The organism is Chitinophaga niabensis (assembly GCF_900129465.1).
Lineage (GTDB): Bacteria > Bacteroidota > Bacteroidia > Chitinophagales > Chitinophagaceae > Chitinophaga > Chitinophaga niabensis.
The window spans coordinates 1,555,480-1,571,705 of the sequence record NZ_FSRA01000001.1; the positions used below are offsets into that span (position 1 = coordinate 1,555,480).

The 16,226-nt window shown below is 46.9% G+C and carries 10 protein-coding genes; 7 read left to right on the forward strand and 3 right to left on the reverse strand.

The genetic code is table 11. From position 1 onward, the window contains the following. Positions 1 to 275 precede the first annotated feature (275 nt). Entirely contained in the window at positions 276 to 2,564 is a 2,289-nt protein-coding gene (locus BUR42_RS05785; protein ID WP_074238316.1) for a T9SS type B sorting domain-containing protein, read from the reverse strand. Between the two features lie 84 nt (positions 2,565 to 2,648). Here BUR42_RS05785 and BUR42_RS05790 point away from each other — a divergent pair, with 84 nt between their 5' ends. Then, on the forward strand, positions 2,649 to 3,293 hold the full coding sequence (locus BUR42_RS05790; RefSeq protein WP_074240468.1) for an HD domain-containing protein: 645 nt from the start codon (positions 2,649 to 2,651) through the stop codon (positions 3,291 to 3,293). A gap of 57 nt (positions 3,294 to 3,350) precedes the next feature. Here the strand turns inward: BUR42_RS05790 and BUR42_RS05795 are convergent, their stop codons facing one another. Beyond that, complete coding sequence (locus BUR42_RS05795; RefSeq protein WP_074240469.1) at positions 3,351 to 5,696, reverse strand: ABC transporter permease; 2,346 nt, start codon at positions 5,694 to 5,696, stop codon at positions 3,351 to 3,353. A gap of 439 nt (positions 5,697 to 6,135) precedes the next feature. Continuing rightward, positions 6,136 to 6,348 (reverse strand): heavy-metal-associated domain-containing protein, encoded by a 213-nt coding sequence (locus BUR42_RS05800; protein ID WP_074238317.1) that lies wholly within the window; start codon positions 6,346 to 6,348, stop codon positions 6,136 to 6,138. Between the two features lie 134 nt (positions 6,349 to 6,482). Between BUR42_RS05800 and BUR42_RS05805 the strand changes: the two genes are divergently transcribed. The 6 genes from BUR42_RS05805 to BUR42_RS05830 all read left to right on the forward strand — a co-directional run bounded on the left by BUR42_RS05805 (position 6,483) and on the right by BUR42_RS05830 (position 16,224). Then, the gene (locus BUR42_RS05805; protein ID WP_074238318.1) at positions 6,483 to 7,421 is read left to right on the forward strand and encodes a dihydrodipicolinate synthase family protein; all 939 of its coding nucleotides are present in this window, start codon (positions 6,483 to 6,485) and stop codon (positions 7,419 to 7,421) included. A 6-nt stretch (positions 7,422 to 7,427) separates the two neighbouring features. After that, the gene (locus tag BUR42_RS05810; RefSeq protein WP_074238319.1) at positions 7,428 to 8,552 is read left to right on the forward strand and encodes a sialidase family protein; all 1,125 of its coding nucleotides are present in this window, start codon (positions 7,428 to 7,430) and stop codon (positions 8,550 to 8,552) included. 158 nt (positions 8,553 to 8,710) lie between these two features. Beyond that, entirely contained in the window at positions 8,711 to 11,842 is a 3,132-nt protein-coding gene (locus tag BUR42_RS05815; RefSeq protein WP_074238320.1) for a SusC/RagA family TonB-linked outer membrane protein, read from the forward strand. An 18-nt stretch (positions 11,843 to 11,860) separates the two neighbouring features. After that, positions 11,861 to 13,696, forward strand: coding sequence for a RagB/SusD family nutrient uptake outer membrane protein (locus BUR42_RS05820; protein ID WP_074238321.1), 1,836 nt, complete (start codon positions 11,861 to 11,863; stop codon positions 13,694 to 13,696). 3 nt (positions 13,697 to 13,699) lie between these two features. Continuing rightward, positions 13,700 to 15,301, forward strand: a complete 1,602-nt coding sequence (locus tag BUR42_RS05825) for a sialidase family protein (protein ID WP_074238322.1) — start codon at positions 13,700 to 13,702, stop codon at positions 15,299 to 15,301. Then, positions 15,298 to 16,224 (forward strand): dihydrodipicolinate synthase family protein, encoded by a 927-nt coding sequence (locus BUR42_RS05830; protein ID WP_074238323.1) that lies wholly within the window; start codon positions 15,298 to 15,300, stop codon positions 16,222 to 16,224. The genes BUR42_RS05825 and BUR42_RS05830 overlap by 4 nt, the downstream gene beginning before the upstream one ends. Positions 16,225 to 16,226 lie beyond the last annotated feature (2 nt).

Sequence of the window (16,226 nt, forward strand, 5' to 3'; positions counted from 1 at the left end):
ACCAGACCAATCCGTTTCGGTGATCTGGGAGCGGTCAGATGTAATTTAGTCATCACATTCCTTTTGAAGTAGACGGCCTTAGTGTCTACGGTTATCCAGCTGTCATCTGATTTTTTCCATACGGCTCAGTGCCATTCAACCAGCTAATGCGAATAGCATATAAAGTATTTTCATAGCCCCTTGCACCGGATAAAACATCCTCATTAGCTCTTCTTCCCAAGGGACTTTCGCTGGTTAAGATATCTCCCGTAAGCTTATTTTTAAATGCATTCAAGCTAGTTGATCAACACCACACTACCCGTATTATGCTTTATTTCTTTTGTGGTAAGAGAACGGTATTGCAGATGCCAAATATAACTGCCCTGGGGCAACAGCGTTCCATTCTGGCGTCCGTCCCATCCCTGGTGCGGATTGTTGGATTGGTATAACAGGTTGCCCCAGCGGGAATAAACCTGCAGCAGATAGTCAGTAATATTTCCACGGAACACTGGTCTTAAAAGATCATTCACGCCATCCTTGTTAGGAGAAAATGCAGTAGGAAAAACAAATTCCGGTTCACAATCCTTTTGCATAACGATCAGTGTATCGCTGTAAGTACCACAGCGGTTAGCCGTTTCAAGATAGTATTTGCCACCCTGCCTCACCGTGATAGATGCAGCATGAGAACCATCCTGCCAGGTATACCGCGGGTAATTGTATTGCGATTGGTCCAGCACTAATTTATCATTGTAGCAGATCTGCACAGGCGGCCCGAGTTCAAAACGCGGCAGTGCATCCTGCACTACATTAAAACTGGTAGCAGTATCACAACCATTCAGCGAGATCCGCACATGCCAGGTGCCTGGTTGGGTGATGCTGATAGCAGGTCCCTGCTGTACCTGTTGCCAGTAATACAATGCCCCGGGTTGTTGTATATCCACATCTAGCTGCACGGGAATATTATCACAGATAAATGTATCGCGCAATGCCTTTAGTTCGGGATAAGGCCTGAAGTCAACATAAATTTCATCCTGTGTTTTGCAGTTATTTACACCATAGGTTACTTCCACTGAGTAAGTGCCGGATTGTGTAACATTTATTTCAGGCGTTGTATTCCCCGTATTCCAGGCGTAAGCAGTTCCGGCAAGATCACTTTTCAACGTAAGCGGTTTACCGATACACACTGCTGTATCGTTGCCCAGGTTTACAACAGGGATTCGCATATCAAGGTCCTGCCAGATGGTATCAGTATGGCAGGGATAATAGAGGATGAGGCTGATGTTGTAATTGCCTTCTGCTGCAAAATCGTGGATGCCATTGGGTATACGTGTGGTATCCGTACCATCTCCAAAATGCCAGTGAACGGAATCCGGAGGGTTCACACTGTTAAAACTGTAGATCGTTCTCAGTTCATTACAAACATAATCTGTGTTGATAACCGCATCATTTTCATCGTTCCCCCCGGCTATAATATTGGGAAGTCCCAGCGTTGTATTACCGGACCTGAAATTATAAACACTGTAACCCGGCCGGTCGCGGTTATCCGGGTCTGTTAATACGCTGGTATAAGTGCTGGTTATTTTTTCAGCCATATAGATCCTTTTATCCGGCCCCAGGGCTAGGCTGAATACTTCCCTGAAATCATCCCATGGCAACACCTGTCTGACAGAAGCAAGGATGTCGTTCTTTGTAAAGCTGGAAAGGTCCATGCTCAGCAATTCCCCGCCGCCGCCCCAGGAATTGGTAGAGCTGATATAGAGGTTCTGGCTGTTGTAGGAGAATTCAATCCCGTAGGGAGATAGATAATTAGCCGGAAAATCCCAGGAATTAAAGGAGATGGGATTCGTTAGCTCACCCGTTTGATTATTAAAATCGAAGATCTGAAATCCCAGCTCGTAGAAAGCTACCGCCATTTTCCGCCCGTTGCTGGAATAACGGAGATATCCTTCTGTCTGGTCTGCCGGCACTATCCGCATACCGCTGCCGCTGATAACAGGCACAGCGCTGATACCGGAAGGAGTAACCAGGTAAGAAATAAAGGTATTACTGGTACGAATGTACGAAGTAACCCATACATCCCTGTTATTACAATGTTTCACGGCCCCCAGCTTTTCATAACAACTCCCTGCGATCGCAATGTTTTTAAGGGCCGTAATAGCCCCATTGCCGCCATCCAGCCGCATATCCACTTCAGAATACATTAATCCGTTCAGGGGATCGGTATCTCCGCGCCAGGGTACTGTAAAGATGTAGTAGATATTTTTGTCGCCCGGTTTAGGAACGATCAGGGCGGATTGTGTACTGGATATATTTCCCCGCAGGTTAGTGCCGTTCACCATTACCTGGTGCAATTTATTGTAAACCGTAACGCCATCTGTATAAAATAAAAGCGCCCCGTTTTCATCTGCAACGGATGCGGAGCCTTCCATCTGGTTCAATGCGCTGCCGGTGATCATGGTAGGCCCGATCGTACGGAAGTCGAGACCCACGCCCTTGCCATAATACCATTGGTACCATTGTTTCTGCTGACTAAAGGAATATTGAAAAAAGGAAAGGAAAAGAAAAAAGAGCAAGTACTTTTTCATGGATAACCAGGCCTAAGGATACACTAAAGTATACATAATTTTCATAAAATGGGTTTATATACAGATTTAGTAGATTTGGGGGCTATGGAACACATTATCAATGCAACAGTTAAGTTTGTAAAAAAGGAATTGGAAGGGGCCGAAGGTGGGCACGATTGGTGGCATATCCACCGTGTATGGCAAAGATCTAAACTGATCGCACAAAAGGAGAAGGCAGACCTGCTGGTGGTAGAATTAGGGGCTTTGCTGCATGATATCGCAGATGCAAAGTTCCATGACGGCAATGAGGAGATCGGGCCCGTTAAAGCCGTTGCTTTTATGCAAACACAGAACATCCCCGCGGGCACGATCAAACATGTAGAGAACATCATCCGGCATATCTCTTTCAAAGGAGGTAATAATGCAAGGGAATTCTATTCGCCGGAACTGGGTATTGTGCAGGATGCAGACAGACTGGACGCCTTAGGGGCTATAGGCATAGCGCGCGCGTTTAATTATGGTGGTTTCAAGAACCGCCCCCTGTATGACCCTGCCATAAAACCCCGGCTGCAAATGACCCGGGAAGAATATAAAGCCAGCACGGCACCTACTATCAATCACTTTTACGAAAAGCTGTTGCTGTTGAAAGACAGGATGAACACAGCCACCGGAAAAGCATTAGCGGAAGAGAAACATGCTTTCATGGAAACATTCCTTGAAAAGTTCTATGAAGAATGGGAGGGGGCCTGAATATAATCTCCCGCAGGAATGTTATGTCATGCGTTAATACATTCAGGCCACATAATATTATTCCATCCGCAACGATTTCACCGGGTTCCTCAGGGCTGCTTTTACGCCCTGGAAACTCACCGTAACCACTGCTATGATAAGGGCCACCAGTCCGGATAGAACAAACATCCACCAGGATAGCTCTATCCGGTAGTCTGCGTCGCTCAGTAGTTTTTGCATTACAAAAGCGGCGAGGGGAGAGGCCAGTACAAAAGCTATTAATACAGGTTTCATAAAGTCTTTGGATAAGGAGAACCAGATCTTCATAATACCGGCGCCAAATACTTTGCGTATACCAATTTCTTTATTACGCCGCTCTGCGAGAAAAGTAGAAAGACCAAACAACCCAAGGCAGGAAATGAAGATGGCAAGCAGGCCCAATCCGAATGTAAGCTGCGCTGCTGCACGAAGGCCGCGGTATTCTTTATCATACTCCGCTTTCATGAATTGCAGCTCGAAAGGATAGTTGGGATTGCTTCGTTTCGCAGCTGTTTCAATCAGGCTCACCGTTTTCTGCCAGTTATTATCATTCTTTAACCTGACAAAGAAATAGCTGCCACCAGTGCCGAGGCTGATCATCATGGGGCCGGGATTAGAACTGGCTTGATTGAAAACAAAATCCTCTACCACGCCTATTACTGTTTTATCTCCCAGTTTAGTGCCGATCACAGGTTCCTTCAGGCCCATCTTTCTTACCGCTGTTTCATTGAGCAGGCAGGCGGACGTATCTGCACCATAAGCAGGATCAAAATCACGGCCTGCGGCCATTTTTAAACCTGCTGTTTTTGTCCAGTCGTAATTTACGGTGGTAACAGTAACAGGGAAGTTCTGATCATCTGTTTTGCCCGGCCATTGAATACCATCTACGCTACCGCCAAATTTGATCATATTATTACTACCTGCTGAAATACTTTGCACGCCGGGGATCTGTTGTACCTCTGCTTTGAATAAACTAAACTTGTCGCCCATATCACCTCTTGCGGGTATGATGATCAGGTTCTCCTTTTCATAACCCAGTGGGCGGTTTTGTATATGTTGCTGTTGCCGGAAAATAACAACAATGGAAATGATCAGGAAGATGGAGATCACAAACTGAAAGGTCACCAATCCCTTGCGCAGAAGAGCGCCGCCTTTATTGTTGGTTACTGTACCTTTCAATACCTTCACGGGTTTAAAGTTGCTTAAAAAGAAAGCAGGGTAACTACCTGCCACCAGGCCTGTGATAATGGTAATGCCGGTTAACGCACCCAGAACAGGCCAGTTGAAAACATCAAAACTGAAATGAACGTCGGGGAGGCGGTTCACAAAGGGCAGGACCATCCTGGCCAGCAATAAGGCTAAAAGCAATGCAAGGAAGGTCATACACAATGCTTCCGCGAGGAATTGTATAATGATCACTTTTCGTGGAGCACCTAAAACTTTACGTACGCCTACTTCTCTGGCACGGCGTTCAGAATGTGCCGTGGCAAGGTTCATAAAGTTCACGCAGGCAATCAGTAAGATGAATACTCCTGTAATGATCATCACCTTCACACCGTCTATCAATCCACCGCTTACTTTGCCATTCCTGAAACTGCCATACAGGTGCAGGTCAGCCAGGGGATAAGCAAAGAATGTAACTTTCTCAACATCTGCATGTCTTTTAACGGCCTCCTGTATTTTTTTATTGACAATAGTAATATCGGAAGAGGGCGTTAGTTCCGCCCATGTCTGGATGCTGTTGTTATCCCACCTGTTGATCCATTCGCTGTTTTCCTGTTCAAATATTTTAAAGGGTAGTACTACATCGAACTGGAAAGTACTGTTCAGCGGGATGTCTCTGATCACTGCTCCCACTTTCAGATCGTGTACATTATTATGCTGCAGTATTTTGCCGGTTGCGTTTCCTGTACCGAAGAGTTTTTTAGCCGTTCTTTCCGTGATCACTACAGATCCGGGGTCTTGCAATGCAGTAATGGGGTTGCCTTCAATAGTTTCAAAGCTGAGCATGCGGAAAAGGTCCGGCTCAGCGTAGAAACCTCTTTCATAGAAACTGTTTTCACCGGCATGGACCATTTGCTGATTGGTGTAGGTGGTACGGGCGGCGTATCTGATATCCGGTACATCCTCACGCAGCACAGCTGCCAAAGGACCGGCTACAGACCTGGATGTGCCAATGTCTCCACCCAACTGGTGGTTGAACATCAACTGGTGTATCCGGGGAAGCTTTGCATGGAATTTATCATAGTTCATAGCATCCCTGATCCATAACAGGAGCATAATGGTAATGGCCAGCCCAACAGCGAGCCCGCCTATATTGATGATGGAAGAAACCTTATCTTTTACAATATTCCTCCAGGATACCAGAAAGTAGTTATGCAGCATATCGTGGTAATTGATCGGCAAGGCATCCACCAAGAGAATGCCAGAATCATTACCTGTTATAAATCAAATGGATATGATTTGTGTAATGATAGTAAATGTCCGCTTTTAGTACATGCTGTGTTCGCTAATGGCAAGCTGCAAAAAAATACGGGCGGAGTGGTCCGCCCGTAAAAATGATGCTGATAACGCCTGTTCATCCGATCGCTTTTGATCAGGAACGTGCCTTTATGCCAATCTTGTGATCCATTTTTCCGATCGCCTTTGATCAGGAACGTGCTTTTACGCCAATCTTGTGATCCATTTTTCCGATCGCCCTTGATCAGGAACGTGCCTTTACGCCAATCTTGTGATCCATTTCTCCGATCGCCTTTGATCAGGAACTTGCCTTTACGCCAATCTTGTGATCGCCGTCATCCTGACTAATCACCTTCGCCTTCACTCAGGAAATCTCCTCTGCCTTATAACCCACACCTTCAATCGCCTTTTTGATCTCCTGCTCACTCGCTTTCTCCAATTTTACAGTCAATACCTTTTCCGGGCTCAACAGATCCACTTCCCATTTACCTTCTCCGGCCAGCTCATTCAATACCGGTGATACGGCAGCAATACATCCTGTGCACTTAATATTCGTCTTAAATTGTACGGTTTCCATTTTAATATCTTTTATATACTGTAAAATTACACCTGGTCACCCGCGTCCTTATTACATAATTCCTGATTCCTTTTATACAATTAGGATTTCTAAGAAGCACTTCCTATTTTTGATATGTACTACATAATGACCTAATGAAAGTATTAAGCGCAAACGGGATATATGGCAACTGGGCAACCCTGCTGTTACCCCTGAACAACGACGATAGCATCAATTATGCCCAGCTGGAGCAGGAAATAGACACCCTGATCGCCTATGAGGTAGACGGGATCTATTCCAACGGCACCGCCGGAGAATTCTATAATCAAACGGAGGAGGAATTCGATAAAGTGAACACCCTGCTGGCTGCAAAATGCAACGCCGCAGGTATGCCATTTCAGGTAGGCTGCTCACACATGAGCCCGGAAATATCCCGCGAAAGACTGAAACGTGCAAAGGCCCTGCAACCCTCTGCCATACAGATCATCCTGCCGGATTGGTTCATCCCCACCATGCCGGAGATCATTGATTATTTAAAGGTAATGGCTGAAGTGGCAGCACCGATCGGCCTGGTATTATATAATCCGCCGCATTCCAAAAAGAAATTGCTGCCGAAGGATTTTAAAGAGATCCTGGATGCTGGTATCCCTTTGGTGGGTTGTAAAGTCCCCGGCGGCGATGAGCAATGGTATGAAGAGATGAAACAACTGCCGGTCCCTTTCTCCGTATTTATCCCCGGCCATCATTTAGCAACAGGTGTTTCCCGTGGCGCACATGGTGCTTATTCAAATGTGGCCTGCTTAAATCCACTGTTCGCACAGCAATGGTATAACAGCATCAAAAGGGGAGAGCCTGCAGCATTTGAACTGGAAACCAGGATCCAGCAGTTTATGAATGATTGCATTGTTCCCTATATCAGAGATAAGGGATACGCCAACCAGGCTGTAGATAAATTTATGGCAGCAGTAGGCGCCTGGAGCCCTATCAGCACCCGTTTACGCTGGCCTTACAGATGGATACCGGAAGAAGATGTGGCACTCGTCAGGGAACAATGCAGGCAGATTTTACCGGAAGTTTTTAACGTAACAAAATAAAGCACTGTGCAGAAATACTTTTTAATAGCTATCGCATTCATAACATTCAGCTGCAAAACCACGCGCACCATCAGTTCCAAAGCACCGCTCTTCGATAGCTCACTGGTCTTCGAACCCGGCGGCCCTTATGCCTCCATGCGCATCCCGGCATTAGTGATCACAAAAAAAGGAACACTGCTGGCATTTTGCGAAGGAAGGATCGGCACTGCCAGCGATTGGGCGGATATGGATATGATCATGAAAAGAAGCACCGACGGCGGAAAAACCTGGCAACCGAACGTGATCATTGCCCCGAAAGTAAGCGGGCAACCAACCAGCAACGCAACACCCATCGTGGATAAGGATGGTACCATCCATTTATTGTACCAGCGTGATTACGCCAAAGCCTATTATACTTTCTCCAAAGACGATGGCCAGACCTGGAGCGAAGCAACAGATATCACCTATGCATTTGATGCCTTCAAACCGGAATACAACTGGTCTGTATTAGCGCCAGGCCCCGGCCATGCCATCCAGATGACCAATGGACGTTTGCTCGCCGCAGTTTGGATGGCAAACCCCACCAAAACCACACCCAGGAGGGCGCATGCACCATCCTGCATTGCCACCATCTACAGCGACGATCTGGGAAAAACCTGGAAACGCGGCGCCATCGTTTCAGATAATTCCCCTGAGTTTAAAAACCCCAGCGAAACCATGCCGATGCAGTTAAAAGACGGGCGCGTAATGCTCAACATCCGCAACGTAACCGAGATACACCGCAGAGGTGTGAGCTATAGCCCCGATGGTATCAGCGGATGGACCAAACCTGTTTTTGATGAAGAGCTGTTTGAACCCATCTGCATGGCTACGATCATAAGGTTCGGCCAGGACCTGTTATTTATCAACCCGGATAGTAAGGACACTGCAAAAGGCAACCGCAGGAACCTCACCGTAAAGGTCAGCAGCGATGAAGGGCAAACATGGCCCCTGCAAAAGGTCCTGAACCCCGGCGCATCCGGTTATTCCGATGTTGCTGTTGGGCCGGACGGTACCGTGTATTGCCTTTATGAAACCAATGCCGGCACAGGTTTCAACTATAGCATGGTGCTGAAAAGGTTCAACCGCGAATGGATCAGTAAAAAAGACTAACCTTCCCCTGGTCAGCCAGCCAGCAGATCCCCTCTGCTGGCTGATTTCAATAAGTTCCCCTTACCAGGCACAAAAAATAATTTGGATTAATAAGAAATACTTCCCACTTTTGATATGTACTACATAAGTACTATTAACCAAATCAATCATTTCCAGTTATGAATAAAAAGCTACTCAGCTATCTCGCCGGGTATACTCCCAGGCTCTTATGCCTCCTCTCCCTATCCATCTTCCTTCTTGGTGCAGAAGCTAATGCCCAGGACAGAGTATTGAAAGTTTCTGGTAAAGTGACAACTGAATTGGATGGACCGGTGATCGGGGCCAGCGTTAGGATCTCCGGTACCCGCCTTGGTACAGTAACTGACGCAGACGGAAAATACCTGATCAATGTGAGCCCCACAGACTCGCTCGAGTTCTCTTATGTGGGTTACAAAACGATCCGTTATGCCGTACGGAACAGGGTAGACCTGAACGTAAAATTAGAAGCCACCGCTGGTGGTTTGAATGAAGTAAGTATTGTTGGTTACGGCCAGCAGAAAAAGATCAGCGTAATTGGTGCACAGTCAACCCTGGATGTAGACGACATCAAGTTACCCATAAGAGATATCGCCAGTACCCTGGGTGGAAGGATCTCGGGTATGATCACCACCTCAAGAGGTGGCGGCCCTGGTCAGGATAACTCCGGTTTCCTGGTTAGAGGGGTGGCTACTTTTGGTACCAGCACCCGTACGCCCCTGATCATTATCGACGGGGTGCCGGACAGGGCTTTGAATGATGTAGATCCTGAAGACATTCAGACCTTCACTGTATTGAAAGATGCAGTATCCACAGCCGTATACGGTACACGTGGTGCAAACGGCGTTATCATCATCACCACCAAAAAAGGGGTAGCTGGTAAACCTGCTGTTAAATTTGAACTGAACCAGGGGATGACCCAATTGGTGCAGGTCCCGAAACTGGTAGATGCTCCCACCTGGATGACCTTGTATAACGAAGGTTTGACCAATAGGGGAAGACCTGCATTGTATACGGATGAACGTATAGCAATGCACAGGAACGGTACCGATCCTGAATTATATCCTAACGTGAACTGGTATGATGAGATCTTCAGGAAAGCAGGTGTAACACAAAGGGCAAACGTAAACATCAGTGGTGGTTCAGACAGGGCTACTTACTATATCTCCGCTGGTTATTACAGGGAAACCGGTATGCTGCGCGATATTCCTTCAGATCAGAAAAGTTACGACACGAAGTCTTATTACAAACGTTACAACTTCACCGCCAACATTGGTGTGAATGTAACCGCCACTACCAAGGTAGACCTGGGTATGGCTGCTATCATCGATAACAGGAATGGTGTTTGGGGTGGTGCAGACGTGAATGCACTCAACAACCTGTTCTTACAGGTATTACGTGTTCCTCCGCACATCATGCCAGGCAGGTATCCGAATGGCGTGTATTCACAATATCCCGGCGGTTTCAGCAGTCCCAGCAAAATTGCATTTGACCAGGGTGCCACCAACGATTATTCCGCCACCATTCGTCCGAACTTAAGGCTGAAACAAGACCTTGATTTCATCACGAAAGGATTATCCTTCTCCGGCTTATTCTCTTTTGATATTTATACAGACGGTACAACGGCAACCACCCGTTCCGGTCCATCCGTATACGCTACAGGCCGTGATGCGGACGGTGAGCTGATCTACCAGCTTACCCGCGATGCCAACGGGGCGCTGACTTACTATTCCGCCCGGAGTTCCACCAGGCGCATGTATTCAGAAGCATCCCTGAACTATGGCCGTACTTTCGGTAAACATGAGTTCGGTGGTCTGCTGCTTTTTAACCAGTCTGAATACATAGACGGAAATGCCACCACCTTTACTTCTTCCGTACCATTCCGCAACCGCGGTCTTACCGGAAGGGTTACTTACGGTTATGATAACCGTTACTTCCTGGAAGGAAACTTTGGTTACACCGGTTCTGAGAACTTCAGCCCCAGTAACAGGTTTGGTTTCTTCCCATCTGCAGGGGTAGGTTACATCATTTCGAACGAGAAATTCTATGAGCCGTTAAAAGACATCATGCCTTACTTCAAAATAAGGTATAGTTATGGTTTGACCGGTAATGGTGGTTTCAGTACCCGTTTCCTTTACCTCACGCAACTGGCAAAAACAGCTGCAACCGGCTACCAGTTTGGTACACCTACTGCACTGTCTCCTGCTTACAGCGGATATGCTGAATCACAGATCGCTACAGATCCTTCATGGGAAACTTCTTACCGTCACAACCTGGGTATAGAAATGAACTTCCTGAAGAACGATCTGAAGATCGTAACAGAACTGTTCAGGGAGATGCGTAAAGGCATCCTGAGAGCAGATCAGACCATTCCCGGCCTGTCAGGTTTTGGCAGTGTGAACCCTACCCGCAACATTGGTATTGTGCTGAACAAAGGGATAGATGTAACCATGACGTATAAGAAAACACTTTCTAAACAACGCTGGATAAACGTTACCGGAACCTTCACCTTTAACGATAACACCAACCTGCAGGACGGTCTTCCCCCGCAGCGTTATCCATGGATGGAGTGGAAAGGCAAACAGGTAGATGCTAAAACGCTGTACATCGCTGAAGGGCTCTTTAAAGACCAGGCAGAGATCGACAGGTCAGCCAAGCAAACAGGTGATATCCGCCCCGGCGATATCAAATATAAAGACCTGAACGAAGATGGCGTGATCGATGCGAACGACATTGCACGGATAGACGTGTCCGGTACACCTAAAATGATGTACGGTGTGAACCTTCAGTTTGGCTGGAAAGGTTTTGACATCGGCGCCTTTATACAAGGTACAGGAAAAACATGGCTGAGCTATGGCATGGGAGATGGAACAACACCATTTGCACAAGGCCCTATCAGCGCAGGTTTGATGAGCATGGCAACAGACCGGTGGACAGAAGAGAATCCTAACCCGAATGCATTTTATCCAAGGATGAATACCAACCAGGACCCTAACTCCAACTACCTGAACAGTACCTGGTGGCTGAAACCATCAGACTTTGTAAGGCTGAAGAGTGCAGAGATCGGTTATACATTAAGTGCTACACTTACCAAACGTATTGGTATCAGTAATCTCCGTGTTTTCCTGAACGGCACCAACCTGCTCACATGGTCTAAATGGAAATACTGGGATCCTGAGCTGAACGATACCGGTACCAGTTCAACGAACTATACCCGGGGAGAATCTTATCCGAATACGAAGGCGTACAATTTTGGTGTAAGGGCTAGTTTTTAATATCATAAGAATACTATCATGAGATATCATATCACAAAATATACCGCATTACTCAGCATCACTTTATTACTGTCTACCGGATGTAAAAAAGGTTTCTTTGATGGTGCCCCTAAAGACCTGCAAACCATTGAAATGGTATTCCAGAATAAACTGGAAGCAGAAAGCTGGCTTTCCGGCGTATACAACCGCCTGCCGGATGTATGGGCAGACGGAACTGTTACCGGCAGGGGATTGGGCGAGCTTTGCGATGAGCTGGAACTGAATTCACCTTCCATTATTGCAGCAGGAACCATCAATGGCAGCAGCAGTATCAATGTGTATACTTCTTATTACCAGGCTATCCGCCTGGCCAATATATTCATGGCCAATATTGAGAACAGCAAAACCAATCTTTTGCTGGAACCCAATGGTGCGGAGCTGATCCAGCAGTATAAAGGAGAAGCGCGTTTCCTGAGAGCTTACTATTACTGGATGCTGATCAGGTTCTACGGCCCTGTAGTATTGGTAGGTGATAAGATTGCCGGTGTGGATGACGACTTCCAGTTACCCAGGAATACCTGGAGCGAATGTGTGGATTACATCCTCGCGGAAATGGATGCTGCTAAAGACATGGTGCCTGAGAAACACATTGTACCTTCTTCCGGCGCGGATGATCTTACCCAAACCGGCCGCATCACCAAACTGATCGTGGAAGCGGTGAAGAGCCAGGTGTTGTTATATGATGCCAGCCCGCTCTTTAATGGTAACCCTGATTATGCCGGTTTCAAAAATACAGATGGCAAAGAACTGATGAACCTCACAGCTGATCCTCAGAAATGGGCACGTGCTGCCACTGCAGCTAAAATAGCGATCGATCATGCCGTAACGAACGGAAGGAAATTATATGCGGTAACCAATGCAGATCCATTCCTCGCAGCAGTGAATTCTCACAGGGGGTTATTCTTAACAGGATGGGCAGACGAAGGTATCTGGTTAAGAACAGTTACCGGTTATGCCGTATGGGAAGAACATTGTGCCCCGCGTGCCGTAAATGGTACTAAAACAGTAGCCGTACTGTCTATGCCACAGGAAATGGTGGATATGTACAGGATGATCAACGGGCGCCGCATTGACGAAGCCGGCAGCAATTACGTGGAAACAGGTTTTACTGCTACCGCAAAAGCCAACTTCTATGTAGCCGGTACTTCTAATATGTATGTGAACAGGGAGCCACGCTTCTATACCAATGTTACTTTCAATGGTTCTACCATTCCCTTTGTGCCTAAAACAGGACTTACAAGAGTGGAATACTGGCCTGATGGTAATTCCGGCAACGGTAATGGTACCCAAACCATGTATCCTAAAACAGGTTACCTCGTGCGTAAGAACACCAATGCCAGCAGGAACCTTCAATCCAATGCCGGTAACGTAGTACGGCCTGCTATGTACATTCGTCTCGGTGAATTGTACCTCAACTATGCAGAAGCATTGAACGAATCCGATCCTACTAATCCGGATGTACTCACTTACCTGAACTTTATCCGTGTGCGTGGAGGGATCCCTGCTGTAGCTGCAGGATTAGACCAGGCTACCATGCGTAAGCTGATCCAAAGGGAACGTTGTATTGAGCTGGCATACGAAGGGCACCGCTTCTTTGATGTGCGCAGATGGAAGATCGTAACTGAACCGGAAGGCCGCCAGGGTGGAGAATTTCATGGTATGAACGTATTCACCGGTGCCGGTTTGGGCGATGTGGCATTCTATGCACGTACAAGGACCAGTACCCGTGTATGGAACACCAGGTATAACCTGCTGCCTTTACCACAAAGTGAAGTGAACAAGAACTTTAAAATGGTACAAACCTTTGGATACTAATATATGACAGGAGCAAAGAGGATATTGAGCGCACTATGTTTACTGCCCGTTTTGATGATGGCGCAGGAACAGAAAAAGTATAAGGTGCCGGTACTGAAAGGGAAAGAGATCAATCCTGTTATACGCATCCGTATTGATGCAGCAGGGGAGAACGAAACCCTTCAGCAGATGGAAGTCTCCATAAAAGGAGCGGCTATCCGGAATGTGAAGATCTTCAACGCCGGAGCAGATTCCGCTTTCCTGAAAGGTGAAAAGCCCCTTTTTGCAGAGGCGAAAGCTGCTGCTAAGATCACGTTTAAAGGCAACCTGCCGCTCCGCCAGGGACCAAATTATCTCTGGGTAACGGTAACGCCTGATGTTAAGGCATTACTTACTGACCGACTGAATATCAACGTTACGACTGTTCAGCTAAACAACAGAACGGTAAAAGTACCTGCTGATAATTATACTAACAGATTGGGCATTGCATTAAGACAGCATAACCAGGATTCGGTACATACGTACCGGATCCCCGGGCTTGCTACTGCCAAAGACGGCACCCTCCTGGCTATCTATGATGTGCGCAGGGATAAAGGAGGCGATCTGCAGGGGAATATCGATATTGGTTTATCCCGCAGCCTGGATAAAGGCAAAACATGGCAGCCGATGCAGATTGTGCTGGATATGGGCACCTGGGGTAATTTGCCACAGCAGTTCAATGGTGTTTCAGACCCCAATGTGCTGGTAGATAAAAACACCGGCAACATTTTCATTTCCGGGTTATGGATGCACGGCGTGATCAACGAAAAGGGGAAATGGGTGGAAGGATTAACCGCAGAAAGTAAAGACTGGAACCACCAGTGGAAGACCAAAGGTTCTCAGCCCGGTTTTGATGTAAAGCAGTCCTCCCAGTTCCTGATCACCAAAAGTACAGATAACGGAAAAACCTGGAGCGAACCCATTAACATCACCCGGATGTGCAAACAGGAAGACTGGTGGCTACTTGCACCAGCACCCGGGCAGGGCATTACGCTGAAAGACGGAACGCTTGTAATGCCTACACAGGGCAGGAATGCAACGGGCAAAGCTTTCTCCAACATTACCTATAGTAAAGATGGTGGTAACACCTGGAAAACAAGTAATCCCGCTACAAAAGAATCCACTACAGAAAATATGGCGGTAGAATTGTCTGACGGCAGCATCATGTTAAACATGCGTTCCGGAGCCAACAGCAGGGATACCAGCAGCACAAATGGCAGGGTAGTGGCCACCACCGTTAACCTGGGGCAGGATTGGGTGATACATCCCACCTCTCACAATGCATTGCCGGAACCCACCTGCATGGCCAGCATTATCAGGCATGATCTTATACAAAATGGAAAGAAAAGGTCCGTACTGTTGTTTGCAAACCCGGATTCAAAAACAGCCCGTCAGCATATGACCATCAAAGTAAGTTACGATGATGGCAAAACATGGCCGGGTCATAAAAAGATCTTACTGGACGAAGGGAAGAGCAGAGGTTATTCCTGTTTAACCAGCATAGACAATAATACCATTGGTATCTTATACGAAAGCAGCCAGGCGGACCTGGTGTTCCAAACCATACAATTAGAAGAACTATTATGAACAAAATTACCGGATTAATAGCTGCAACCTTTGCAGCTTATCATGAGGATGGTGCAGTAAACCTGGAGATCATTCCTGCTATTGTTGAAAAAATGATCGCCGACGGTTTATCTGGCGTATTTATTTGCGGTACTAACGGAGAAGGTCCTAATCTCACCATCGAAGAAAGGATGGCCATTGCAGAAGCTTATGTAAAGGCAGCCGGCAAACGCATCCTGGTGCTGGTGCATGTGGGCCACAGTTCAATTGCTGAATGCCGTAAGCTGGCGGCACATGCTGAAAAGATAGGCGCAGATGCTATTTCTTCTGTTGCTGCATTCTATTTCAAACCCGGTTCCGTAAGCAACCTGGTGAAAAGCATGGCACAGATCGCATCTGCAGCACCTAACACACCGTTCTATTATTACAACATTCCTGCGCTCACAGGCGTGGCGATGGATATGATCGAATTTTTAAGGCAGGCAGAAAAACAGATACCCACACTTGCCGGGATCAAATACACGGCTGCTACCTTACACGAATACCATGCTTGTGTAAATTATAAAAATGGTAAGTTCGATATCTTATTCGGTTACGATGAAATGCTGTTGCCTGCATTGGCAGTAGGTGCAAAAGGAGCTATCGGCAGCACCTACACTTTTGCGGCGCCATTGTACCTGAAGGTAATGAAGTTGTATGAAGAAGGGATGAGCGAAGAAGCGGCGGCTACCCAGTTGCATGCGGTGAATATGGTGCGTTGCCTGGTGAAATATCCACCCATCCCTGCACAAAGGGCTATAATGAAAATGGAAGGATTTGAATTAGGTACCTGCCGTTTACCACTGGAACCATTGAACGAAAAGGAAACAGCAGATTTTAAAGCATCACTGGAAGAGATAGACTTTTTCAATGTAGTGAAAGAGAGTCGTCAGCTTATAGATTGAAC

What these genes read in the sequence shown, in the direction of transcription:
- BUR42_RS05785 (WP_074238316.1), bottom strand. Translation starts at nt 2,564, where the DNA reads ATGAAAAAGTACTTGCTCTTTTTTCTTTTCCTTTCCTTTTTTCAATAT.
- BUR42_RS05790 (WP_074240468.1), top strand. Translation starts at nt 2,649, where the DNA reads ATGGAACACATTATCAATGCAACAGTTAAGTTTGTAAAAAAGGAATTG.
- BUR42_RS05795 (WP_074240469.1), bottom strand. Translation starts at nt 5,696, where the DNA reads ATGCTGCATAACTACTTTCTGGTATCCTGGAGGAATATTGTAAAAGAT.
- BUR42_RS05800 (WP_074238317.1), bottom strand. Translation starts at nt 6,348, where the DNA reads ATGGAAACCGTACAATTTAAGACGAATATTAAGTGCACAGGATGTATT.
- BUR42_RS05805 (WP_074238318.1), top strand. Translation starts at nt 6,483, where the DNA reads ATGAAAGTATTAAGCGCAAACGGGATATATGGCAACTGGGCAACCCTG.
- BUR42_RS05815 (WP_074238320.1), top strand. Translation starts at nt 8,711, where the DNA reads ATGAATAAAAAGCTACTCAGCTATCTCGCCGGGTATACTCCCAGGCTC.
- BUR42_RS05820 (WP_074238321.1), top strand. Translation starts at nt 11,861, where the DNA reads ATGAGATATCATATCACAAAATATACCGCATTACTCAGCATCACTTTA.
- BUR42_RS05825 (WP_074238322.1), top strand. Translation starts at nt 13,700, where the DNA reads ATGACAGGAGCAAAGAGGATATTGAGCGCACTATGTTTACTGCCCGTT.
- BUR42_RS05830 (WP_074238323.1), top strand. Translation starts at nt 15,298, where the DNA reads ATGAACAAAATTACCGGATTAATAGCTGCAACCTTTGCAGCTTATCAT.